Raw genomic sequence first — 19,153 nt, forward strand, 5'->3', positions numbered from 1 at the left:
GCAAATATTTCGTTACTCAATTTGAAATTTCCGGCCTTGTTCGGCGTGTATCTCAGAGAGATGTTGCGCGCCGATGCAGCCCCCCAGGTCGCCATCCGCATCCGGCAAGGCAAAGCCCTCCGATCAGGGGCGGCTGCTCGTGCGCCTGCTCGCCGAGATGCAGACGAGCGCGCTGGCATCGGGAATCCGCACCTTCGACGGCGATCTCGACCGCGCGATCATCTTCATGGTGGTGGCGCGTGAGAGCGAGCTCCTGTCGCGGCATTCCGCCGGCTATGCCCGGCACGGAGATCGTGGGCCCAAGGCGATCAGCATCAATGCGCTCGCAGCCTCGCTGGCCCGGCCGTTCGAAACGGTGCGCAGGCACATCCATGCGCTGTGCGACCAGGGACTATGCCTCCGCACGCGGGCGGGCGTCACCGTCCCCGCCGATGTGCACGACCGGCCGGCGATAGCGGGGCTCTTCCATGTCCATCACGACGCGCTGGTGCGGCTGGTGGAGGACATGGCGTGGTTCGGCGTGCCGCTTCCCGAGCAGCGGCCGCAGACCGGCTATGACTGGCGCACCGGCCTGGCGGCGGCGCAGGACGTGCTGCTGACCGGCATCGAATTCAATGCCCATCGTTTCCAGGCGTGGATCGACATGGCGATCCTGGTGGCGATCAGCTGCGCCAATGCCCGCCCTTATACCTATGACCGCGAAGTCTCGCTCGCCTATGCGTCCTTTGCGCGGATAACCGGGGAAGCGATGCGCGCCCCGGTTTCGACGGGCGCGTTGGCGCGTGCGCTCGGGCTCGCGACATCGACCACGCATCGCCGTGTGAGCGCGATGATCAAGAAGGGCATTGTGGTGCGCAAGCCCAAGGGGCTGATGATTTCCGACATCGTGCTCAACGATCCGCTCACGATCGAGGATAGCAGGACGGGGACCGATCACACCCGCCAGATCCTGATCCGGCTCGCCGCCGGCGGGTTCCGCTTCGACGATCCGGCGAGCTGCTATGTCGACGGGCGGCCGCCGCTGGTGTCGTTCGAATAGCTCGCCTAGAGGCTGGCCTATGACCTTCCAGCTCGACCATTTCGACCTCGATCGCTTCGTGCGCGAGACACTCACCGAGGATCTGGGTGATGCCGGCGACATCACGTCGGAAGCGGTGATCCCGGCCGATGCGCTGTTCGACGGGGTGATGGACAGCCGCGATGCGATCATTGTCGCCGGGTTGCCGATCGCCGAAGCCTTTTTCCGCGCGCTCGATCCCGGCGTGGCGATCGAGCGGCTCGTCCAGGACGGCGACCGGGTCGCGGCGGGGACCGATCTGCTGCGGCTGCGCGGCAGCGCGCGGGCAATGCTGACCGCCGAGCGCTCGGCACTCAACACCGCGCAGCATCTGTCGGGCATCGCGACGATGACGCGCAGCTATGTCGATGCGATGGCCGGCACCGGCGCGACCCTGCTCGACACCCGCAAAACGCTGCCCGGCCTGCGCGTGCTCGAGAAGTACGCGACGCGGATGGGCGGCGCGACCAACCATCGCATGGGCCTGTGGGACGCGGCGATGATCAAGGACAATCATGTCGCGGTCGCCGGGTCGGTCGGCGAGGCGGTTCGCCGAGCGGTCGATGCCAGGATCGCCAGTATCATCGTCGAGGTCGATCGCATCGCGCAGATAGAGCCGGCGCTCGCGGCAGGGGCAACGCACCTGCTGCTCGACAATATGGGGCCGGAAATGCTGCGCGAGGCCGTGGGCCTGGTCGACGGGCGTGTGCCGACCGAGGCTTCGGGAGGGGTGCGGCTCGACACGATCCGCGCCATTGCCGAAAGCGGGGTGACCTATGTCAGTGTCGGGCGGCTCACTCAGTCCGCGCCCGCCGCCGATATCGGGCTTGATTTCGCTCAGGCCGATTGAGGAGAAAAGCGTGCGCGAGTCCCTGTTCGGCGTTCTCGCGTCGGTACTGTCGCTGCTTCCGGGCATCGCGGCGGCACAGGCGCTGTCGTGCGTGCCGCCCGCCAGGATCCAGCGGCCGCGGCCGGACCTGCCGAGCGCCGATCAGCCGCGCCGCGTGCTCCCGATCGGCAGCTACACGCTCGCGCTGACCTGGAACCCGGGCTGGTGCCGCGCCCATGCCGACGAGCCGGGTGCGCGCTTCCAGTGTGGTGAAACGGCTCGCTTCGGCTTCACGCTGCACGGCCTGTGGCCCGACGGCTATGGCAAGGACTGGCCGCAATATTGCACTAGGGCCGCCATCGTCCCGCCGCCCGTGCTGCGCAGCACGATGTGCTCGACGCCGTCGGCGCAGCTCATCCAGCACGAATGGGCCAAGCACGGCACCTGCACAGCAATGTCGGTGCAGCAATATTTCGGTCGGTCGACCAGGATGTTCCGCGCGCTGCGCTTCCCCGACATGGCAAGGCTGTCCCGCCGCGCGCTCACCGTTGCACAATTCAAGGACGCCTTCGCCGCGGCCAATCCGGGCCTGCCGACGGATGCGATCCGCGTGACCACCACGCGACAGGACTGGCTAGACGAGCTTTGGCTCTGCCTCGACAAGAGCTTCCGCTACGAACGCTGCAAGCCCGGCACCGGCGGCGCGCCGGCATCGGCGCTGGTCAAGATCTGGCGCGGCGAGCGCTAGGACGGATCGACCGGGGCGGCTAGCTCCGCTTTGTAGCAACGCCCAGGCCTGCGATCTTGCAATGTAGGATTTGAAAGGCGATCGCGGATCGGCTCTTTCTCATCATCGAGACCTTGCAAAACTCATTTTCCGGGAAGGAATTTTTTTCGACATAGCAGGTGTCAACCGTGTCAACCGAAGCAGATCGCGGTTCCAATCCGGGAGTCAAAAAAGCCGGGAATTTCCGCCGATTGCAACGTCGCACCGACCTGCCGTGCCACGAAAGCGCGTTGGCGTGAGCCTCGGTGAATTTCGCGCCCTAGCCGACCTGGTCGACCGTCACCGTGGCCGGATGATGCTTGTCGAGATGCTTTCGGATGATCTTTAGGTTGCGCGAGTTCGAGCGGAAGAAAAAATCCGGAATCGCGCCGACCCAGGGGATCATGCCCAGCAGCCAGTCGAACCCGATATTGCCCGCCATCCGCGCGATCGCGGTCTTCGACATGCCGAGATTGCGGGCTTCCCACGCCAGATAGGCGCCCATCGCGGCGGCGATGGTGGTGCCGATGCCGGGAATGAGATCGAGAACCACGTCCAGGCCGACCGCCTGTTTCGTGCCCGGGATGACGAAGGCGCGCTCGAGCAATTTCTCCATCGCCTCGATCCGGCGGCGGACATCGGCCGGGTCCTTGCCCAGCGGCAGGCCTGCTATCGGCCCCGAGGCCATCCGTGTCGTCTTCACTACCACCATCTCACTCCGAGTCGTTGCGCAGGTGATTCAACGGGTGCCAGGCGCGCGTGTTCCGCTGCCAGGCGCCGAGCCTCAGTGCCACAACCGACCAGCGCAGCGGTTGCGCTATGGGAATATAGGTTGCGTCGGCAGTGATTGCAGCGTCGGCCTCCGCGATGCGATGCGCGCGGTTGTAGAGATCGGGGGCGTCGCGTGCCGCCGCGACCAGCGTCGCTGGATCGTCGGAGCAGGCCCGGCAGGCCGTGGCGAGGAACCAGCGGCCGCTGTCATAGGGCGCGACCGCGTCGATCAAGCGGAGATCGGCACTCGAATCGTCGAGGCCGACGCGTTGCGGCTGGATGCCGATATTGAGCAGCGCCTCGGCGATATGCGCCCATACCAGGGTCGCGCCCGGACCGGAGGGCAGCGCGATCTGCACCGCGATGCGACCCGGATGCGAGCGCTTCCACCCGGCCACCCGCGCTCGCGCATTCTCGCGGCGGGCATCGAACGAAAGCGGCGCCCAGCTCGGCTGTGCGGGAGGGGCCGCCGAATCGAGCTGCCCCGGCAACAGCGTCTCGACTGGCGCCCAGTCGGGAAGTACCGCACTCGTCAGCGCGGCGCGGTCGATCGCCATCGCGATCGCGGCGCGGTTGCCGGCGTCGGCCAGGAAGCCTTCAGGGCGCACCACCGCGAGCCCGAACAGCCCGATCGCCGGGTCGATCTGGATATTGTCGCTGGCGATCCCGGCCCGACCCACGATCGGCCAGTCGGCGAAGGTGCCGCCGAGGATGAGGTCGGACTCGCGGGCGCGGAAGCGCGCCAGCGCTACGGCCGCGCGTTCGCCGAACAGACGCACCGTCTCCTCCGGCGCCGGCGCGGTGCGGTCTTCGGGACGGGTGGGATCAGGCGCCGGGCGAAGCCGCAGGCCGCTGCCTCCGTCGCGATCGGCAAGGAAAGGTCCGCTGCCGTCGAAGCGGCGCGTGCGGAAGACTGCGAGCTCGGGCTGCGCGAAGAGCTTGAGCAGATCGGGCCGCGGGCGCTTGAGCCGGACCTCGATCACCTGCGGCGTCATCTCGACGATTTCTTCGATCACCGCGAGGAACGGCGCGAGCGCGTTGCGGCTCCCGGACGCGGCGGCGCGACGCAGCACCCGCACCACCTGCTCGGCGGTGATCGGCTCGCCGTTGGGCCACACCGCGTCGCGCAGGCGGAAGATATAGCTGCGGCCGTCGTCGATCACGATCCAGCGCTCGGCCAGGCCCGGCTCGATCTGGCCCGCGGCATCGAAGCGGACCAGCCCCTGGGCAGTGGCGTCCATCAGCACGCGGCGCGCCATCGGCATCTCGCCCGCACTGGGATCGCCGGGTTCGGCCGTGCCGCCGATCGCGCTGACCACCACCGGCGCATTGTCCTTGCGCTGGCCCGCAGTCCCGCACCCGCCCAAGAGCAGGGCGAGGGTCAGAACGGGCAGGGCAAATCGTTGCATGGTGTTTCCGGCGGGGGCGACCAAGGCGGTGTATGGCCTCGCCACCGGACTGCCAACCCCGCGGGCTATCGTTGAACCGCGCCGTTCTGTCGCAGCGCGGCGCCTGCAACGGAACAGCCAAATGGATATCGGGTTAAGCACCTGACATTTTGGGAGGATTTACAAATGTCGCGTTTCCTTGGAAAGACGGCCGCCAGCCTGGCGGCTCTCTCGCTCGCTGCGACGCCGGCCCTTGCGTCTCAGTCTCCTGCTTCGAAACTATCGCTGCGCGCCGCGACCAAATCTGAACATGGGGAGCAGCTGAGCGGAGGGATAATCATTCCGCTGATCGCCGCGGCCGCGATCGCAGCCGGCGTAATCATTATCGCGACCGACGACGACGACGAGCCGGACAGCCCGTAACCGCTGTTTCTAACTTTGGTGCGGACGGCGGGACTCGAACCCGCACGCCCCGAGGGGCAGAAGATTTTAAGTCTCCGGCGTCTACCGGTTCCGCCACGTCCGCATGCCCGTCACGAAGACGATGCGGGCTGGCGCGTCAAGCGCGCGTTAGTCGACGTTCAGTCGGCCGCGCATTTCCTTGCCGGGCTTGAAATAGGGCACGCGCTTCGCATCGACATCGACGGTCTCGCCGGTACGGGGATTGCGCCCGGTACGCGCATCGCGTGCGCGCGTGGAGAAAGCGCCGAAGCCGCGCAGCTCGACCCGGCCATCCTCGCTCAGCCGGTCCGTGATCTCGTCGAAGAAGACCGACACGATCTTCTCGACCTCCCGGATCGACAGGCCGGGATTGTCCTGCACCAGCAACTGCACCAGTTCCGATCGGATCATCCGTACCCTCCCATGGCGCGCAGCAGGCGATTGCCTCTGCGCAACGCGTCCCCTTCAGAGGACCCTAGCGCCCTTCTGTAACATGCATCAACCCGAACATTTACGGAATTCTGCAAATAATTCAACTTGTCGGCATGGGGAGCGGTTGAAACCGCTCCCCAAATTCCGATCAGTTCTTCTCGTTGCGGGCCTTGAGGGCCTCGCCGAGGATGTCGCCCAGCGACGCGCCCGAATCGGACGAACCATATTGGGCAACCGCCTGCTTCTCTTCGGCAATCTGCATCGCCTTGACCGAGAAGGTCGGCTTCTTGGAACGGTCGAAGCCGGTCACCATCGCGTCGAACTTCTGGCCGACGGCGAAACGCTCAGGACGCTGCTCGTCGCGGTCACGACCGAGATCGGTGCGCTTGATGAAGCCGGTCGCGCCGTCCTCGCCCACCTGGACCTCGAGGCCCGCATCGCGGACTTCGAGAACGGTGACGGTGACGACCTGGTTCTTGTTGATGCGATCACCGGCGCTCGCGCCGCCCGCTGCGACAGCCGCCGACGGGCCGCCACGCTCGAGCTGCTTCATGCCGAGCGAGATGCGCTCCTTGTCCGGCTCGATCGCGAGCACGATGGCCTTCACGGTCTCGCCCTTGCGGTGCAGGTTGAGCGCGTCCTCGCCCGAGATGCCCCAAGCGATGTCCGACATGTGGACCATGCCGTCGACGTCGCCGTCCAGGCCGATGAACAGGCCGAACTCGGTGGCGTTCTTGACTTCGCCCTCGACCTCGGTGCCAACTGGATGGGCAGCCGCGAAGGCCTCCCACGGATTGGCCTGGGCCTGCTTGAGACCCAGCGAGATGCGACGCTTTTCGGGATCGACCTCGAGCACCACCACGTCCACTTCCTGCGAAGTCGACACGATCTTGCCCGGATGGACGTTCTTCTTGGTCCAGCTCATCTCCGAGACGTGGACCAGGCCTTCGATGCCCGGCTCCAGCTCGACGAACGCGCCATACTCGGTGATGTTGGTCACGCGGCCGCTGAGCCGCGCGCCGACCGGATACTTGGCGGCGGCGCCATCCCACGGATCGCTCTCGAGCTGCTTCATGCCGAGGCTGATGCGCTGCGTGTCGCGGTTGATGCGGATGATCTGCACCTTCACCGTGTCACCGATGTTGAGCATTTCGCTCGGGTGCTGGACGCGCTTGTAGCTGAGATCGGTGACGTGGAGCAGGCCGTCAATGCCGCCCAGATCAACGAACGCACCATAATCGGTGATGTTCTTGACGACGCCGTCGATCACCTGGCCCTCGGCCAGCGACTGGATCAGGCCCGAACGCTGCTCGGCGCGGGTCTCTTCGAGAACGGCGCGGCGCGAGACGACGATGTTGCCGCGCTTGCGGTCCATCTTCAGGATCTGGAAGGGCTGCGGAATGTCCATCAGCGGGGTCACATCGCGGACCGGGCGGATATCGACCTGCGAGCCGGGCAGGAAGGCCACGGCGCCCGAGAGATCGACGGTGAAGCCGCCCTTGACGCGGCCGAAGATGACACCCTCGACACGGGCGGTCTTCGCGAATTCGGTTTCGAGCTTGTCCCAGGCGGCTTCGCGGCGGGCGCGGTCGCGGCTGAGCATCGCTTCGCCCTGGGCGTTCTCGACGCGGTCGACATAGACTTCGACTTCGTCACCGACCTTCAGGTCGGCCTTCTGGCCCGGCGCGGCGAATTCGCGCAACGGCACGCGGCCTTCGGACTTGAGGCCCACGTCAATGACGGCGAGATCATTCTCGATGCCGGTGACGGTGCCGATGACGACGCGGCCTTCGAAGCTTTCTGCGCCGCCGAGAGTTTGTTCGAGGAGCGCCGCGAAATCGTCGCGGCTGGGGTTTGCCGTAGTGGCCATAAGAGGGTTCGTTCCTAGTTCACGTTTTTCCGGCCAGTCGGTTGGATCCGACGGTCTTGTAGGCCAGATTGACCGCGGCGGCCGGATGCCGGACGCGGCGTTCGTCGCGCGGATGCGGTGGAGGAATTCACATCGTTAGAATGCGAAAAGGGCGCGTGAGAGAATCCCTCCTCGCGCCTTCCTTCACGAGCACCTGCTCGCCGGACGGCGCGCCCTTAGCGTAAAGCGGGTCGAACCGCAAGGCGGAGAGGGGCGGCTGGAGGTGAAACGGGTCAGCTGTCCGCCGAAGCCGGTGGGCTGGCGAATCCATAAAGTGGTTTCATGCGGGGACCGGCGGCTTTTCTCCCAGCAACGTGGTGAGCACCGCGGAAAGCTTTCGATACGGGTAGGGCTTGTTGAGGACCGGCCGGCCAGGATAATAACGGGCACACACGCCATGCTCGGTATAGCCGGTCGAGAACAGAAACGGCACGCCCCGCGCGGCGAGGGCATCGGCGACGGGATAGCTTCTCGTGCCGCCCAGGTTGAGATCCAGCATTGCGAGGTCGAAAATCTGGGAGCCGATCAGGGAGAGCGCATCGGTCACCGTCGCCGCGACCGTCACGGACCGGCATCCAAGTTCGGCCAACATGTTCTCGATCGACATCAGGACCATCATCTCGTCCTCGACGACAAGTACGCGGTGATCGGACAAGAGTTCACCCATCATCGGATCCTTTCGGTGCGGGCATGTCGATCGTGCAGGTCACGCCGCTGGGCGCGAATTCCAGATGCACCTTGGCATGCAACTCATGCGCGAAACCGCGCTCGATCACCTGCGACCCGAATCCCTTTATGGAAGGCGAAGCCACGGGAGGCCCATTTCTTTCCTGCCAGACGAATACGAGGCGCGTCTCGTCGGGGGGCTGAAGCGACCATGAGATCAGGACGGAGCCCGATTCGTTAGATAGAGCCCCGTATTTCACGGCGTTGGTTGCCAGTTCGTGGAAGGCGATGCCCAGCGCCAACGTCATGTTCGGCGGCACCCGGATATTGTCTCCGTCGATAAGGAAGCGCGCCGACCAGCCCAGGGTAGCTCCGAACGGCTCAAGCGCTGCGTCGAGCAGATCGTGCAGCCCTGCGCCCTGCCAGCTGACCTGAGTGAGGAGGTCGTGCGACCGCGACAAGGCAAAGATGCGGGACTCGATGGCTTCCCGGAGATCCTCGGGATCAAGCGGGGCTCTCATCGCCTGAGACACGATCGACTGCACCGTTGCCAGCGTGTTTTTAACGCGATGGCTCAGTTCGTCGATGAGCATCTTCGAATGGGCCTGCTCCTGCTTGTGCTTGGTAAGATCGACGAACGACAGAAAGTGCTGCACGATCTTTCCGTTCTTGTCGCAGACCGGGCTGACGAACGTTGACGCCCAGAAGTCGCTTCCATCCTTGCGGTGATAGTGGACTTCGAGATTGCTGTTATGATCGCTGTTAAATTCTTGCCTTACCTGCGAAATTGTCGGTGCATCGGGTCCCTCCTCGATAAGTAAATCGAAAACTATCCCGAGTAATTCCCGGCGACTATATCCAGTAAGTTCAAGGAAGCTATCATTGGCGAAAATAATTCTGTTATCCGCGCGCCGAGCGTTCGTAAAAACCATGGGCATTCTAGTTGTCTGCGCGGCTACGACAAAGGGGTCGAGATTCCTGCGGAAATCGTCTACCTCGGCTTCAGCGCTTTCCTGCCCGCCGGACTCGGTTTCCATGGTGGTCATGATATTGATCTACGCGGATTTATCATAATTTACCCAAGTAACTTACCAAACACCACCGAAGTATTACAATTCGATAGTGTGCATATTATATTAGAGAATATTCTGAGATGTATTCTCGAATAATATGCAATTCATCTCATCCGTAGTGGGAAGATCGTGTCGAGGTCGGGATCTCCACATTCGAGCCCTCCGCAGCTACTTTATTCTCACCCGTCTCCAGCCGCATGATCTTTCGGGAGCCGCACCATAATTCGAGGGGCTGCCATCCCTCGTGTGCCTTCGCATGCGCCAATGCATGTTGATCGTCGGGCGCATTGATCTCGGCAAAGCGGTCAATGTGATCGGTTTGAGGATCCATGAAGTATAGACGATAATAGAGCATCGGAATCCCTAAAAAGGGCGGGAGCTCTCCAATGTCTCTCAGGCGTCAGCGGGCCGTTGGCAATGACGATAATGCTTAATAACACAAACTTACCTGCCACACGACAATATATTTCGTCGGTTGCGCTATTTGTGGGGGTATTTGCAATAATTCAACCATATCGGATCTTTAGAGGTTTGATCCGGCTAAATATTATCTGACTTGCGCCACAATGGTCGCTATCGCATTGTCTAGACACGTGTTTGCGTGGACCATCCACCGCCCCGGCTATTCCAGGATATCCTTCACGTCAGCACCGAGCGTTCCCTTAGCCTGGGCGCCGCGAAATCGAGGAAGCGCCGCATCTTGAGCGGCAGTTGACCACGGCTTGCGTGGATCAGATTGATCGGCGCCGGATCGACTTCATAGTCGGCCAGCAGGATCCTGAGATCTCCCGCGGCGACCGCGTCGGCCACCTGGTACTGGAACAGTTGCGTCAGGCCTACGCCCATCACGGCCGCCTGGGCAGCGGCTTCCGCGGTCGAGACGAGCAGACGCGGGCGGATCGGCACCTCCGCGAGCGACTTCGCGCCGGGCACGCGCATCTGCCAGACGGTGGCCGAAAGGAAGGTATCGATACTGACGCATGGAAACCGGGCGATATCATCGGGTGTCACGGGTGTTCCGTGGCGCGCGAGTAGCGCGGGCGCGCCGCAGACCACGCTGCGCATCGATCCCACCCGCGTCGCGACCATCGAACTGTCGGGCAGGGCGCCGATGCGCACCGCCATATCGACATGGTCGCCGACCAGATCGACATTGCGATCGGACAGAATCAGCCGGACGTTGATCTCCGGAAAATCGGCGAGAAAATCGGTGACCACGGGCAGCACGTGCAGCCGGCCGAACAGGATGGGCGCAGTGATGACGAGGTCTCCCTTGGGCGTCGTGAACTCGCCGGCAGCCTCGCGCTCTGCATCGTCGAGCTGCTCGAGGATGCGCCGGGCCGCTGCGACATAGGCGAGGCCGGCATCGGTAAGGGTCAGCTTGCGGGTAGTGCGGATCAGCAGCCGGGTGCCGAGCAGCGCCTCGAGATCGGTTATCTTGCGGCTGAGCGTGGGTAACGGCACGCGCAGCGCGCGTCCGGCAGCCGAAAGGCTCCCCTTCTCGACCACCGCCAGCAGCATCGACATCGCCTCGAACCGGTCCATGTGATCTTTCCATAATTCGGAAGGATGATTTCCGATATTAGCTGATTATCCTGGAAATCGAAAAGAGATACATGTGGAGGCGACAGGTCGAATGAGGCGGCGTGCTCGCAGGAGATGGGCCATGGCTTACGGTTTTCTCGACATCGCCGTCACGCCAAGCGTGCTGGCGGTGCAGAAGGCAATGGGAAGCGACGCGATGTGGTCCGGCTTCAAGGGCCATCGCGAATTCGACCGCTTCACGGCGAACGAACGGGCGTTCATCGCCGATCGAGACAGCTTCTACATGGCGACGGTGTCGGAAAGCGGCTGGCCCTATGTCCAGCATCGGGGTGGTCCGCGCGGCTTTCTGAAGGTGATCGACGACCGGACGCTCGCCTTCGCCGATTATCGCGGCAACCGGCAATATATCAGCCTGGGCAATCTGGCTGCGGACGACCGGGTCTCGCTGATCCTGATGGATTACGCGCGCCGGGCGCGGCTCAAGATCTTTGCCCATGTCGAAATGGTGGCGCTGGAGGACGATCCCGAACTCGCCGCTTTGGTCACCGTCCCGGAGTACAAGGCGAAGCTCGAGCGGGTGCTGCGCCTCCGGCTCGAAAGTTTCGACTGGAATTGCCCGCAGCACATCACGCCGCGTTTCACCGAGGCGGAGATCGATGCGGCCGTACAGCCGCTGCGCAAGCGCCTGGCGCTGCTCGAATCTGAAAATGCGAAGCTGCGCGCCGAACTGTCCGCTACGGGGGAATGACGATGGAAGAACGCCTGCCGCTGCCGCCCTTCACCGAAGCGACCGCGCTCCAGAGGGTGCGGCTGGCCGAAGATGGTTGGAACAGCCGCGATCCCGAGCGCGTGGCGCTTGCCTATACGGTGGACAGCCGGTGGCGGAACCGTACCGAGTTCATCCAGGGCAGGGAGGCGATCGAGGCCTTGCTGACCAGCAAATGGAGCCGCGAACTCGACTATCGGCTGATCAAGGAGCTCTGGGCATTCCGCGACAATCGGATCGCCGTGCGCTTTGCCTATGAATGCCGCGACGCCGCCGGGCAGTGGTTCCGGTCCTATGGCAATGAGAATTGGGAATTTGATGAACACGGCCTGATGCGGCTTCGCATCGCCAGCATCAACGACGCGCCGATAGCCGAGGCTGATCGACGCTTCCATTGGCCGCTCGGCCGCCGGCCCGACGATCACCCCGGATTGAGCGACCTGGGATTCTAGGCCTTGCTGCTCACGACCGCCGAATTGCAACCCGCCGGACGACCTCCCGTCCGGAAGTGAAGGAGCACGTCATGTCGAATGCCACCTACCGCACCGCCAATGTCGACGGTCACGAAGTCTTCTACCGGGAGGCGGGAGATCCCGCGAACCCGACCATCCTGCTGCTCCACGGCTTTCCGACGTCGAGCCACATGTTTCGCGAGCTGATCCCGCTGCTTGCCGATCGCTTCCACCTGGTCGCGCCCGATCTGCCAGGGTTCGGTCGTACTGCGCTGCTGCCGCGCGGCCAGTTCACCTACAGCTTCGACAATCTCGCCAAGGTGATCGGCCGCTTCACCGAAGTGATCGGGCTCCCTCGTTACGCGATCTACGTCTTCGATTATGGTGCGCCGACCGGATTCCGCGTGGCGCTCGCGCACCCCGAGCGCGTCACCGCGATCATCTCGCAGAACGGCAACGCCTATGCGGAGGGGTTGAGCGCCGGGTGGAATCCGATCGAGCGCTATTGGCGCGAGCCGAACGCGGCCAATCGCCAGGCGTTGCGCGAAATGCTCACGCCTGAATCGATTCGCTGGCAGTATGAGCATGGCGTGGAAGACGCCGCTGCGGTTTCGCCCGACGGGATTGCGCTCGATGTGTACTATCTGGAGCGCCCCGGGGTGGATGAAATCCAGCTCGACCTGTTCCTCGACTATGCGAGCAACGTCGCGCTCTATCCCGCCTTTCAGGCCTATTTCCGCGAGCATCAGCCGCCGCTTCTGGCGATCTGGGGCAGGAACGATCCGTTCTTCCTCCCGCCGGGCGCCGAAGCCTATAAGCGCGACTTACCGAATGCCGAGGTGCGCTTCCTCGATACCGGCCATTTCGCGCTGGAGACGCATGCCCCCGAAATCGCCGACGCCATCGCGGGCTTCCTAAAATCCGGCGACTGAATCGGCCGCCTTACGCCGCGCCTGCCTTCACTTTGGCTTCCACCAACGCGATCGCCCGCTGGATGGCGGCGTCGATCGACAGGAAGCTCGTGTCGAGCAGCGCGGCGTCGGGAGCCTGGGCCATCGGCGCCTCGCTGCGCTTCGAATCGCGCTCATCGCGGGCGCGGATATCGGCCAGCACTTTGTCGAGGCTGGTGGCGATGTCGTTCTTGCGCAGCTCGAGGTGGCGACGCTGGGCGCGGATCATCGGCGTCGCCTTGACGAACAGCTTCACGTCCGCGTCGGGCGCGATCACCGTGCCGATATCGCGGCCGTCGAGCACGGCGCCGCCGGGCTGGTGCGCGAACTTCTTCTGGCGATTGAGCAGAGCGGCGCGGACCAGCGGGTGGGCCGATACGATCGAGGCGGTCTTGCCGACCTCGTCGCTGCGCAGCCAGGGATCGTCGAGCAGGCGATCCTCGAAGCTGCTCGCGGAGACCGCGTCTGCTTCCTTCTCGGGATCCTGCGCCTCGCGCAGCACGGTGGCGGCAACGGCGCGGTAGAGCAGGCCGGTATCGAGATGCGGAAGCTTGTAGTGCCTGGCGAGCGCCCGGGCGATCGTGCCCTTGCCCGATGCGGCGGGGCCGTCGACGGCGATGATCATGCCGGCTTCCCGCGCAGGCGGAACAGGCCGAGGAGTGAGACGGCAATCCAGAATATCTGCAACGACAGCGATGGCACATTGACCTCGATGGAGAGCGAAATTGCCAGCAGCACTGATCCGGCAATGTTAAGCGAGAAATACAGTCGGTTGGGTCGAACCGGGCGATAGCTGAGATAAAGATAGGCGCCGGCGATGACGAAGATCCCTGCGAAGCCGGCGATATTTGCGATGAGCGACGAAGTCATGCGGTGTTGCCGGTCCCTGAGTGCGCCAGACGGTCTAGCAACGGCCGAGGCGGTCAGCCCAGCAGATTGTCCAGCGTGGCGAAGAAATCGGGATAGCTGGTTGCGACCGGCGCGACATCGTCGATCGTGATCGGCCCCGACGCGGCCAGGCCGGCCACCGCCATGCTCATCGCGATGCGGTGATCGAGCTTCGAGGCGATCGCTCCATTGCCGCGCAGCGGCTGGCCGCCCGAGCCCTGGATCGCCAGCCCGTCCTCATATTCCTCGGTCGTGACGCCAATCGCTTCAAGCGCGGTGCGCATCGTCGCGATCCGGTCCGATTCCTTGACGCGCAACTCGTGCGCCCCACGTGCCACGGTGCGGCCCTCGGCCAGCGCGGCGGCAACGAACAGGATCGGATATTCGTCGATCATGCTGGGGGCGAGTTCGGCCGGGACTTCGATCGCCCTGAGCGGCGCGTGGCGGACGATCAGGTCGGCGACGGGCTCGCCGCCCACAACGCGCGGCTGAGCCTCGGTTATGTCGGCGCCCATCATTTTGAGCGCCTGGATCAGTCCGGTGCGCGTAGGGTTCATGCAAACATTGGCAATCGTCACTTCCGAACCGGGAACGATCGATGCGGCGACCATCCAGAAGCCGGCGGACGAGGGATCGCCGGGGACGATGATATGCTGGGGCTTGAGCTCGGCTTCGCCGGTGATCGAGATGATCTTGCCGTTCGGCCCGTCTTCGACCGTCAATTCGGCACCAAAGCCGCGCAGCATCCGCTCGCTGTGATCGCGTGTCGGCACCGGCTCGATAATGCGCGTGATGCCGGGCGTGTTGAGCCCGGCGAGCAGCACCGCCGATTTCACCTGCGCGGAGGCGACAGGCAGCACATATTCGATCGGGATCGCCGGGCAGAGCCCGCGCAGCATCAATGGCAGCTTGCCGCCGGGGCTCGCGGTGAAGTCCGCACCCATCTTCGACAGGGGATCGATCACGCGGCCCATCGGGCGACCCGAGAGCGAGGTGTCGCCGATGAAGGTGGCGGTGATCGGATGGCTCGCGACCAGGCCCATCAGCAGGCGAGTCGACGTGCCCGAATTGCCCATGTCGAGTGCCTGGATGGGCTGGAGCAGCCCGCCGACGCCGACGCCGTGGACGCGCCAAACGCCATCCGCGCCGCGCTCGACCTGTGCCCCCATTGCCCGCATCGCGGCGGCGGTGGCGAGCACGTCCTCGCCCTCGAGCAGCCCCTCGATGCGGCTTTCGCCCACCGCGAGCGCCGAGAACATCAGCGCGCGATGACTGATCGACTTGTCGCCGGGGACGGTGACGGTGCCTCTGAGCGGACCACGGGCGGAGAGGGTGAGGGGGCGGGGAACTGCGTGCGACATTGCCCGCGGCTTTGACAGCCGCCTTGCGCCATGGCAAGGCGCGCCCCACTTTGACGGGTCACACCCGAAATCAAGATATTCGAAAGGCAAGAGGCAACACATGGTGAAGCCGGAATGGGGCACCAAGCGCGCGTGTCCGAAGTGCGGGACGCGTTTCTACGATCTTACCAAGGACGAGCCCGTCACTTGCATTAACTGCTCCTTCTCCTGGGAGCCGGAACCGATTCTGAAATCCAAGCAGCCGCTTCCGTTCGAAGCGGTCAAGCCCGACGCCGCCAAGCCCGAGACGGAAGATGCGGATCTGGGGGATGAAGATCTGGACATCGGTGCCGACGACGAAGAGCCGTCGCCCGACGATGATGTCGATCTGGGCGGCGACGACGACCTGGGCGTCGAGACCGGCGGCGACGACGACGAGCAATAAGTGAACCGGATTGGCGAGGACGTGAAAAACCGTCCTTGCCAAACCCGCGAGGCCCTTCTAATGGGCCTGCCTTCCCGGGGAATGGGGCCGTAGCTCAGCTGGGAGAGCGCTGCAATGGCATTGCAGAGGTCAGGGGTTCGATCCCCCTCGGCTCCACCATTTCCCCTCCTAAGCAATTGAGATCGCTTCGGAATTTTGGCGGGACGTAGATCGTTCCACCAATCGTGCCGCCACAAAATATCGGCTTTTGACGGTCCTGGGCGAGCGTCAGCGAACTGTTTTTCGCATGCTGCGTGCCCATTGAAGCGAAGGACGATCGTTCGAATCTCGGCATCTGAGGGAGTGCTCGGAAAGGCTCGTCAATGGCGCCGAGCCCTTCTGCTATCTATCTCGGCGCGGGGGATCTCGGGCCGGCCAATTTCCAGATTTTGCACCGAGTAGCCGACGGACGGCTTTAGGCATCGCCGGACGAGAAATTACGCCTGAACGGCGCGGCCTTGGATAGCAGATGCTGCTGGAGAGGAATGGGATTTAAAGCTTAAACAGCGCATGTGGCCCGAAACTGAGGCAGAGCCCGGATCCGCGACGACGATGTCCGGTGAGACCCATGGGCGCGGTTCGGCGGACATACGCAACGCCCGGTCAGGTAACTGCGCCATTAAGCGTTCGCAGCTCCCCCGGACCATGCCATTGCCGAACTATGACACTAAGAAGGTTTGGCCTCCTGCTGGAGAGCGTGGCGCAGGATCCGGGGCCGGAGATGCGCGCAACGCCGCGCGCCGTCGAGCCGCAAGGACTGGAGGGTCCAAGAGGAATGCAACCGCCGAGTCAGCGACCCGAGGCCGAACCCCGGTCCTGACCTCATTCGCGCTTCTCGATGGCGCGACTGCGCCAAGAGGCATTTTTCAACTCCTGTGCGCGGTCGCGCGCCGGGCATTGGAGCGCTGCGGGGCTACTCTCCACGCGGGGATGTCCGAGGTCGAACAGGATCAGGTAGCGCCCGCCAACGCCTTCGAAAGCTGCTCGAGGAGCTGCTTCTGAAAGGGATCGGCATGATCGGCGAAGCCGTTGCGCGCCGCAGCTAGATGCGTGCGTGCGCCAGACTTGTCGCCCTTGGCGAGTTCCACCCTGGCGAGCGCGAGATCGAGATTTGCGCCCCATGCCGGATCGCCGACCAGTTCGGATACCTTGGTGCGGTCGGATCCCGGTGCCGCGCGGGCAATCACCAACGCGGCGCGCGAATTCTCCAGTCCCTGGTCGTACAGGCCGGCGCGGCACTCCGCCTCGGCGGTGTCCGCACGCCCTTTCGATCCAGTGGCGGATGCGCGAGGATCGGATGGCTGGCCGCCAACAACCCGGCCGGACACAAGCTTGGTTCGGTGCCTGCGCCGCGCGGAAAAGATCGAACTAGAGCAACGCGTTGGCACGCCGCTGAAACTCCTCGGCGCGTCGCCTGAACGTGGATGCGATCACCGAATTTCTGCAGTCGGCGGCCCGAGCGCGTTCTTCGCGGGCCCGATGTTGGAAATAGCTCTGTTCGTCGATCATCGGGCCTCTCCAGCTGATGCCACGACCAACCACTACTAGCGCCGCCTGTTCCACGGCGAGGAGCGAGGAGCGGCCGAGTGGAGGGATCATGTCGCCGGGCGGCTTTGTGATGTGCGGCCGTCATGGGCGGTACAGCCATGACAATGGCGAATAATGGCCGGCCGGGATCCGGCCCGCTGTGCTCGGACCTTCACTGGAGCGCTTGCCGGGATCGAGTCGCGCAGCGCCTGGCTCGCGAACGCGTTGGCGGATCAAACAGGGGGCGCTCACCAGGATGGCGGTGCGGCTTTGGGCCGCTGCTCCGCCCAGCGTAGAAAATGCGGCGCGAGTTCGCCGGGGAGCGTGCGTTCGAACGCCTCGTCGAGCGGATAATGCGGCATAGCGAGCGCAACGGCGTCAAGCAGCAGCATCCCTTGCTTCAAATCCTTGCCGCGCTTGAGCCCGTTGCGCTTGGACTGCTCCGACATCCAGAGCTTCTGCAGCGCGAACCATCTCGGATCGGGCGCTACGATCCGCGCAGGGCTGCCGTCGCGGCAGGTAAGGACCTGATCCACGGGCGTGCCCGCCAGCAGCCATTCCTGCTCCGGAAGCGGAACCGGACGCGGACGGTCGGTGCGCGCCATGGTGTCGGCACGCGAAGGGGCGACCAGCACCTCCACTTCATAGGCCTTGGCGTTGCGAGCCTGGAAAGTTCGCTCGGTATTGACGGTGAAAGTGGAATCCACCGCCTTGAGCAACTGCCACAGCACCTGCTCGTCGTGCCTGGCTTCGGTCTCGATCCAGGCGAGGTCGAAATCGGCGGTTTCGTCGGGGAGATCGCGAATCAATGCGTTCGCCGCGATCGAATAGGCCGCGACCGCGTTGGTGCCGACAACCAGCAAGGCCCCGTCGAGCAGCCCGCGTCGGTCGGCTTCGCGCAGGATCGGGCCCGCCTCGCTCGCGATCATCGGCAGGCGCAGCGCGCGCGCCAGCCGCGCCGTCTCATCAAGTGGCCCTCGGCTTGCGTCGCGGCGGGCTTGCGCGTCCGCTTTCGCTGCCCGGTAGGTCTTGAGCCGCGCGGCAAGTTCGTCGGACCATGGCCCCAGGCTCTTGCCGTTCCCGCCCCGGTCGAAGATCTGGTAGAGATAGGCATGGCCCTTCACCTCCTTGCGCCGGAGGTCATAGGGAAGCCCTGCCAGCGCCCGCTCGGCCGCGATCCATACCTCGTAGCGTTGGCGCAGATTGACGAGGGTGCGAAGCTGCTCGTCGGAGAATAGCGTTATCGCGTCCACAAACATTATCCCACATGTTTTCGAAAACAATATATGTGGGATAACGCCACGTCGTTCAATAGACCATATCCTCTTCGAATCAGTGTTGTTCCACAATTATTCGAGAATATAGAAATGTGGGATAATACCCCGATTGCAGCTACGCCGCTGAGACTTGGAGTTTTCCGGCGATAAGAATCCCAAAGCGCCGGGGCTAGATCCGCTGCGGCAATCGGGCCTCAAATAGGCGTCGAGGGCCCCAGAATAGGGGGTGCTGGTCAGCTTTCTGCAAAAGAGGCCGGCGCCAGATGGCATGGCTGGACAGTATGTGGACCGGCTGGCTATCGGCAGCCGATGCCAGTCATTGCCACCATCATGAATTCCGTCACCGGCCAGCCAATCCAGAAGATGCGCTTCGGCCGCATGCCCAAGCCCTGGGCTTCGTTCACGCTCGAAAGCGGCGAACTTGTCACCGCCGATCGCGTGGATATTGGCAAGCCTGCGCCGGGCAAGGTCGTGGTGCCGGTCTCGGTCTGGGTGACGCCAAGGAGATAGCAATGCGGGCTTGCCCTAACGGGGGCCGGACCGGCCCCGGCTTCGTCGCAAGGTCAGAACTAGTCCGAAGGAGGCGAAAGGA

Annotated in this window: 23 protein-coding genes and 2 tRNA genes; 10 read left to right on the forward strand and 15 right to left on the reverse strand. The window is 64.0% G+C overall.

Annotation, left to right across the window (positions count from 1 at the left end; translation table 11 throughout):
• Nucleotides 1–73 precede the first annotated feature (73 nt).
• From IAG41_RS14890 to IAG41_RS14900, 3 genes are read left to right on the forward strand one after another with little or no spacing between them, the layout of a single operon-like run.
• Nucleotides 74–1,039: a winged helix-turn-helix domain-containing protein gene (locus IAG41_RS14890; protein ID WP_187729438.1), complete on the forward strand. Its 966-nt coding sequence runs from the start codon at nucleotides 74–76 to the stop codon at nucleotides 1,037–1,039.
• A 19-nt stretch (nucleotides 1,040–1,058) separates the two neighbouring features.
• Nucleotides 1,059–1,907, forward strand: a complete 849-nt coding sequence (gene nadC / locus IAG41_RS14895) for a carboxylating nicotinate-nucleotide diphosphorylase (protein ID WP_187729439.1) — start codon at nucleotides 1,059–1,061, stop codon at nucleotides 1,905–1,907.
• 10 nt (nucleotides 1,908–1,917) lie between these two features.
• Nucleotides 1,918–2,634 (forward strand): ribonuclease T2 family protein, encoded by a 717-nt coding sequence (locus IAG41_RS14900; RefSeq protein WP_316251165.1) that lies wholly within the window; start codon nucleotides 1,918–1,920, stop codon nucleotides 2,632–2,634.
• A gap of 298 nt (nucleotides 2,635–2,932) precedes the next feature.
• Here the strand turns inward: IAG41_RS14900 and IAG41_RS14905 are convergent, their stop codons facing one another.
• Nucleotides 2,933–3,364 carry a DUF4112 domain-containing protein gene (locus tag IAG41_RS14905; RefSeq protein WP_410468091.1) on the reverse strand — a complete coding sequence of 144 codons (432 nt, stop codon included), beginning with the start codon at nucleotides 3,362–3,364 and terminating at the stop codon, nucleotides 2,933–2,935.
• 1 nt (nucleotide 3,365) lies between these two features.
• Entirely contained in the window at nucleotides 3,366–4,832 is a 1,467-nt protein-coding gene (locus tag IAG41_RS14910) for an ABC transporter substrate-binding protein (RefSeq protein ID WP_187729441.1), read from the reverse strand.
• Nucleotides 4,833–4,997: 165 nt separating this feature from the next.
• Here IAG41_RS14910 and IAG41_RS14915 point away from each other — a divergent pair, with 165 nt between their 5' ends.
• Nucleotides 4,998–5,234: a hypothetical protein gene (locus IAG41_RS14915; RefSeq protein ID WP_187729442.1), complete on the forward strand. Its 237-nt coding sequence runs from the start codon at nucleotides 4,998–5,000 to the stop codon at nucleotides 5,232–5,234.
• A 16-nt stretch (nucleotides 5,235–5,250) separates the two neighbouring features.
• Here the strand turns inward: IAG41_RS14915 and IAG41_RS14920 are convergent.
• The 7 genes from IAG41_RS14920 to IAG41_RS14950 all read right to left on the reverse strand — a co-directional run bounded on the left by IAG41_RS14920 (nucleotide 5,251) and on the right by IAG41_RS14950 (nucleotide 10,877).
• Nucleotides 5,251–5,337: transfer RNA gene (locus tag IAG41_RS14920), tRNA-Leu, on the reverse strand.
• 44 nt (nucleotides 5,338–5,381) lie between these two features.
• On the reverse strand, nucleotides 5,382–5,663 hold the full coding sequence (locus IAG41_RS14925) for an integration host factor subunit beta (protein ID WP_187729443.1): 282 nt from the start codon (nucleotides 5,661–5,663) through the stop codon (nucleotides 5,382–5,384).
• A gap of 169 nt (nucleotides 5,664–5,832) precedes the next feature.
• Nucleotides 5,833–7,554: a 30S ribosomal protein S1 gene (rpsA, locus tag IAG41_RS14930; protein WP_187729444.1), complete on the reverse strand. Its 1,722-nt coding sequence runs from the start codon at nucleotides 7,552–7,554 to the stop codon at nucleotides 5,833–5,835.
• Nucleotides 7,555–7,873: 319 nt separating this feature from the next.
• Entirely contained in the window at nucleotides 7,874–8,260 is a 387-nt protein-coding gene (locus IAG41_RS14935; protein ID WP_187729445.1) for a response regulator, read from the reverse strand.
• The gene (locus IAG41_RS14940) at nucleotides 8,253–9,305 is read right to left on the reverse strand and encodes an HWE histidine kinase domain-containing protein (RefSeq protein ID WP_262408677.1); all 1,053 of its coding nucleotides are present in this window, start codon (nucleotides 9,303–9,305) and stop codon (nucleotides 8,253–8,255) included. Before IAG41_RS14940 ends, IAG41_RS14935 begins: the two co-directional genes overlap by 8 nt.
• A gap of 136 nt (nucleotides 9,306–9,441) precedes the next feature.
• Nucleotides 9,442–9,687, reverse strand: a complete 246-nt coding sequence (locus tag IAG41_RS14945; protein WP_187729446.1) for a hypothetical protein — start codon at nucleotides 9,685–9,687, stop codon at nucleotides 9,442–9,444.
• 284 nt (nucleotides 9,688–9,971) lie between these two features.
• Nucleotides 9,972–10,877 carry a LysR family transcriptional regulator gene (locus tag IAG41_RS14950; RefSeq protein ID WP_187729447.1) on the reverse strand — a complete coding sequence of 302 codons (906 nt, stop codon included), beginning with the start codon at nucleotides 10,875–10,877 and terminating at the stop codon, nucleotides 9,972–9,974.
• 121 nt (nucleotides 10,878–10,998) lie between these two features.
• Between IAG41_RS14950 and IAG41_RS14955 the strand changes: the two genes are divergently transcribed.
• The 3 genes from IAG41_RS14955 to IAG41_RS14965 all read left to right on the forward strand — a co-directional run bounded on the left by IAG41_RS14955 (nucleotide 10,999) and on the right by IAG41_RS14965 (nucleotide 13,027).
• The gene (locus tag IAG41_RS14955) at nucleotides 10,999–11,625 is read left to right on the forward strand and encodes a pyridoxamine 5'-phosphate oxidase family protein (RefSeq protein WP_187729448.1); all 627 of its coding nucleotides are present in this window, start codon (nucleotides 10,999–11,001) and stop codon (nucleotides 11,623–11,625) included.
• A gap of 2 nt (nucleotides 11,626–11,627) precedes the next feature.
• Complete coding sequence (locus tag IAG41_RS14960) at nucleotides 11,628–12,095, forward strand: DUF1348 family protein (protein ID WP_222950715.1); 468 nt, start codon at nucleotides 11,628–11,630, stop codon at nucleotides 12,093–12,095.
• Between the two features lie 71 nt (nucleotides 12,096–12,166).
• Nucleotides 12,167–13,027: an alpha/beta fold hydrolase gene (locus IAG41_RS14965; RefSeq protein WP_187729450.1), complete on the forward strand. Its 861-nt coding sequence runs from the start codon at nucleotides 12,167–12,169 to the stop codon at nucleotides 13,025–13,027.
• A 10-nt stretch (nucleotides 13,028–13,037) separates the two neighbouring features.
• On the opposite strand, the gene cmk is transcribed toward IAG41_RS14965, so the two are convergent.
• From cmk to aroA, 3 genes are read right to left on the reverse strand one after another with little or no spacing between them, the layout of a single operon-like run.
• Nucleotides 13,038–13,670: a (d)CMP kinase gene (gene cmk / locus IAG41_RS14970; RefSeq protein ID WP_187729451.1), complete on the reverse strand. Its 633-nt coding sequence runs from the start codon at nucleotides 13,668–13,670 to the stop codon at nucleotides 13,038–13,040.
• A complete protein-coding gene (locus tag IAG41_RS14975) occupies nucleotides 13,667–13,915 on the reverse strand; it encodes a CBU_0592 family membrane protein (protein WP_187729452.1) in 249 nt (82 codons plus the stop codon). The genes cmk and IAG41_RS14975 overlap by 4 nt, the downstream gene beginning before the upstream one ends.
• Nucleotides 13,916–13,968: 53 nt before the next feature.
• On the reverse strand, nucleotides 13,969–15,294 hold the full coding sequence (gene aroA, locus IAG41_RS14980) for a 3-phosphoshikimate 1-carboxyvinyltransferase (RefSeq protein WP_187729453.1): 1,326 nt from the start codon (nucleotides 15,292–15,294) through the stop codon (nucleotides 13,969–13,971).
• 100 nt (nucleotides 15,295–15,394) lie between these two features.
• On the opposite strand from aroA, the gene IAG41_RS14985 reads away from it, so the two are divergent.
• Nucleotides 15,395–15,718 (forward strand): TIGR02300 family protein, encoded by a 324-nt coding sequence (locus tag IAG41_RS14985; RefSeq protein WP_187729454.1) that lies wholly within the window; start codon nucleotides 15,395–15,397, stop codon nucleotides 15,716–15,718.
• An 83-nt stretch (nucleotides 15,719–15,801) separates the two neighbouring features.
• Nucleotides 15,802–15,877, forward strand: a tRNA-Ala gene (locus IAG41_RS14990).
• Between the two features lie 830 nt (nucleotides 15,878–16,707).
• Here the strand turns inward: IAG41_RS14990 and IAG41_RS14995 are convergent.
• The 3 genes from IAG41_RS14995 to IAG41_RS15005 form a co-directional block, all read right to left on the reverse strand.
• A complete protein-coding gene (locus IAG41_RS14995) occupies nucleotides 16,708–17,085 on the reverse strand; it encodes a hypothetical protein (protein WP_187729455.1) in 378 nt (125 codons plus the stop codon).
• Between the two features lie 40 nt (nucleotides 17,086–17,125).
• Nucleotides 17,126–17,266 carry a hypothetical protein gene (locus IAG41_RS15000; protein WP_187729456.1) on the reverse strand — a complete coding sequence of 47 codons (141 nt, stop codon included), beginning with the start codon at nucleotides 17,264–17,266 and terminating at the stop codon, nucleotides 17,126–17,128.
• A gap of 266 nt (nucleotides 17,267–17,532) precedes the next feature.
• Nucleotides 17,533–18,537: a GSU2403 family nucleotidyltransferase fold protein gene (locus tag IAG41_RS15005; RefSeq protein ID WP_187729457.1), complete on the reverse strand. Its 1,005-nt coding sequence runs from the start codon at nucleotides 18,535–18,537 to the stop codon at nucleotides 17,533–17,535.
• 333 nt (nucleotides 18,538–18,870) lie between these two features.
• Between IAG41_RS15005 and IAG41_RS15010 the strand changes: the two genes are divergently transcribed.
• Nucleotides 18,871–19,071 carry a hypothetical protein gene (locus tag IAG41_RS15010; RefSeq protein ID WP_187729458.1) on the forward strand — a complete coding sequence of 67 codons (201 nt, stop codon included), beginning with the start codon at nucleotides 18,871–18,873 and terminating at the stop codon, nucleotides 19,069–19,071.
• The last annotated feature ends 82 nt before the right edge of the window (nucleotides 19,072–19,153 follow it).

This window comes from Sphingomonas sp. JC676 (assembly GCF_014489075.1).
In the GTDB taxonomy this organism is placed as follows: Bacteria; Pseudomonadota; Alphaproteobacteria; order Sphingomonadales; family Sphingomonadaceae; genus Sphingomonas.

Bases quoted from the DNA above. Each gene is read 5' to 3' on its own strand.
- IAG41_RS14905 (WP_410468091.1), bottom strand. From the start codon at position 3,364: ATGGTGGTAGTGAAGACGACACGGATGGCCTCGGGGCCGATAGCAGGC.
- IAG41_RS15010 (WP_187729458.1), top strand. From the start codon at position 18,871: ATGCCAGTCATTGCCACCATCATGAATTCCGTCACCGGCCAGCCAATC.
- IAG41_RS14915 (WP_187729442.1), top strand. From the start codon at position 4,998: ATGTCGCGTTTCCTTGGAAAGACGGCCGCCAGCCTGGCGGCTCTCTCG.
- IAG41_RS14955 (WP_187729448.1), top strand. From the start codon at position 10,999: ATGGCTTACGGTTTTCTCGACATCGCCGTCACGCCAAGCGTGCTGGCG.
- IAG41_RS14925 (WP_187729443.1), bottom strand. From the start codon at position 5,663: ATGATCCGATCGGAACTGGTGCAGTTGCTGGTGCAGGACAATCCCGGC.
- IAG41_RS14910 (WP_187729441.1), bottom strand. From the start codon at position 4,832: ATGCAACGATTTGCCCTGCCCGTTCTGACCCTCGCCCTGCTCTTGGGC.
- aroA (WP_187729453.1), bottom strand. From the start codon at position 15,294: ATGTCGCACGCAGTTCCCCGCCCCCTCACCCTCTCCGCCCGTGGTCCG.
- IAG41_RS15000 (WP_187729456.1), bottom strand. From the start codon at position 17,266: ATGATCGACGAACAGAGCTATTTCCAACATCGGGCCCGCGAAGAACGC.
- IAG41_RS14950 (WP_187729447.1), bottom strand. From the start codon at position 10,877: ATGGACCGGTTCGAGGCGATGTCGATGCTGCTGGCGGTGGTCGAGAAG.
- nadC (WP_187729439.1), top strand. From the start codon at position 1,059: ATGACCTTCCAGCTCGACCATTTCGACCTCGATCGCTTCGTGCGCGAG.
- IAG41_RS14985 (WP_187729454.1), top strand. From the start codon at position 15,395: ATGGTGAAGCCGGAATGGGGCACCAAGCGCGCGTGTCCGAAGTGCGGG.
- IAG41_RS14945 (WP_187729446.1), bottom strand. From the start codon at position 9,687: ATGCTCTATTATCGTCTATACTTCATGGATCCTCAAACCGATCACATT.
- cmk (WP_187729451.1), bottom strand. From the start codon at position 13,670: ATGATCATCGCCGTCGACGGCCCCGCCGCATCGGGCAAGGGCACGATC.
- IAG41_RS14935 (WP_187729445.1), bottom strand. From the start codon at position 8,260: ATGGGTGAACTCTTGTCCGATCACCGCGTACTTGTCGTCGAGGACGAG.
- rpsA (WP_187729444.1), bottom strand. From the start codon at position 7,554: ATGGCCACTACGGCAAACCCCAGCCGCGACGATTTCGCGGCGCTCCTC.
- IAG41_RS14965 (WP_187729450.1), top strand. From the start codon at position 12,167: ATGTCGAATGCCACCTACCGCACCGCCAATGTCGACGGTCACGAAGTC.
- IAG41_RS14975 (WP_187729452.1), bottom strand. From the start codon at position 13,915: ATGACTTCGTCGCTCATCGCAAATATCGCCGGCTTCGCAGGGATCTTC.
- IAG41_RS14890 (WP_187729438.1), top strand. From the start codon at position 74: ATGCAGCCCCCCAGGTCGCCATCCGCATCCGGCAAGGCAAAGCCCTCC.
- IAG41_RS14940 (WP_262408677.1), bottom strand. From the start codon at position 9,305: ATGACCACCATGGAAACCGAGTCCGGCGGGCAGGAAAGCGCTGAAGCC.
- IAG41_RS14960 (WP_222950715.1), top strand. From the start codon at position 11,628: ATGGAAGAACGCCTGCCGCTGCCGCCCTTCACCGAAGCGACCGCGCTC.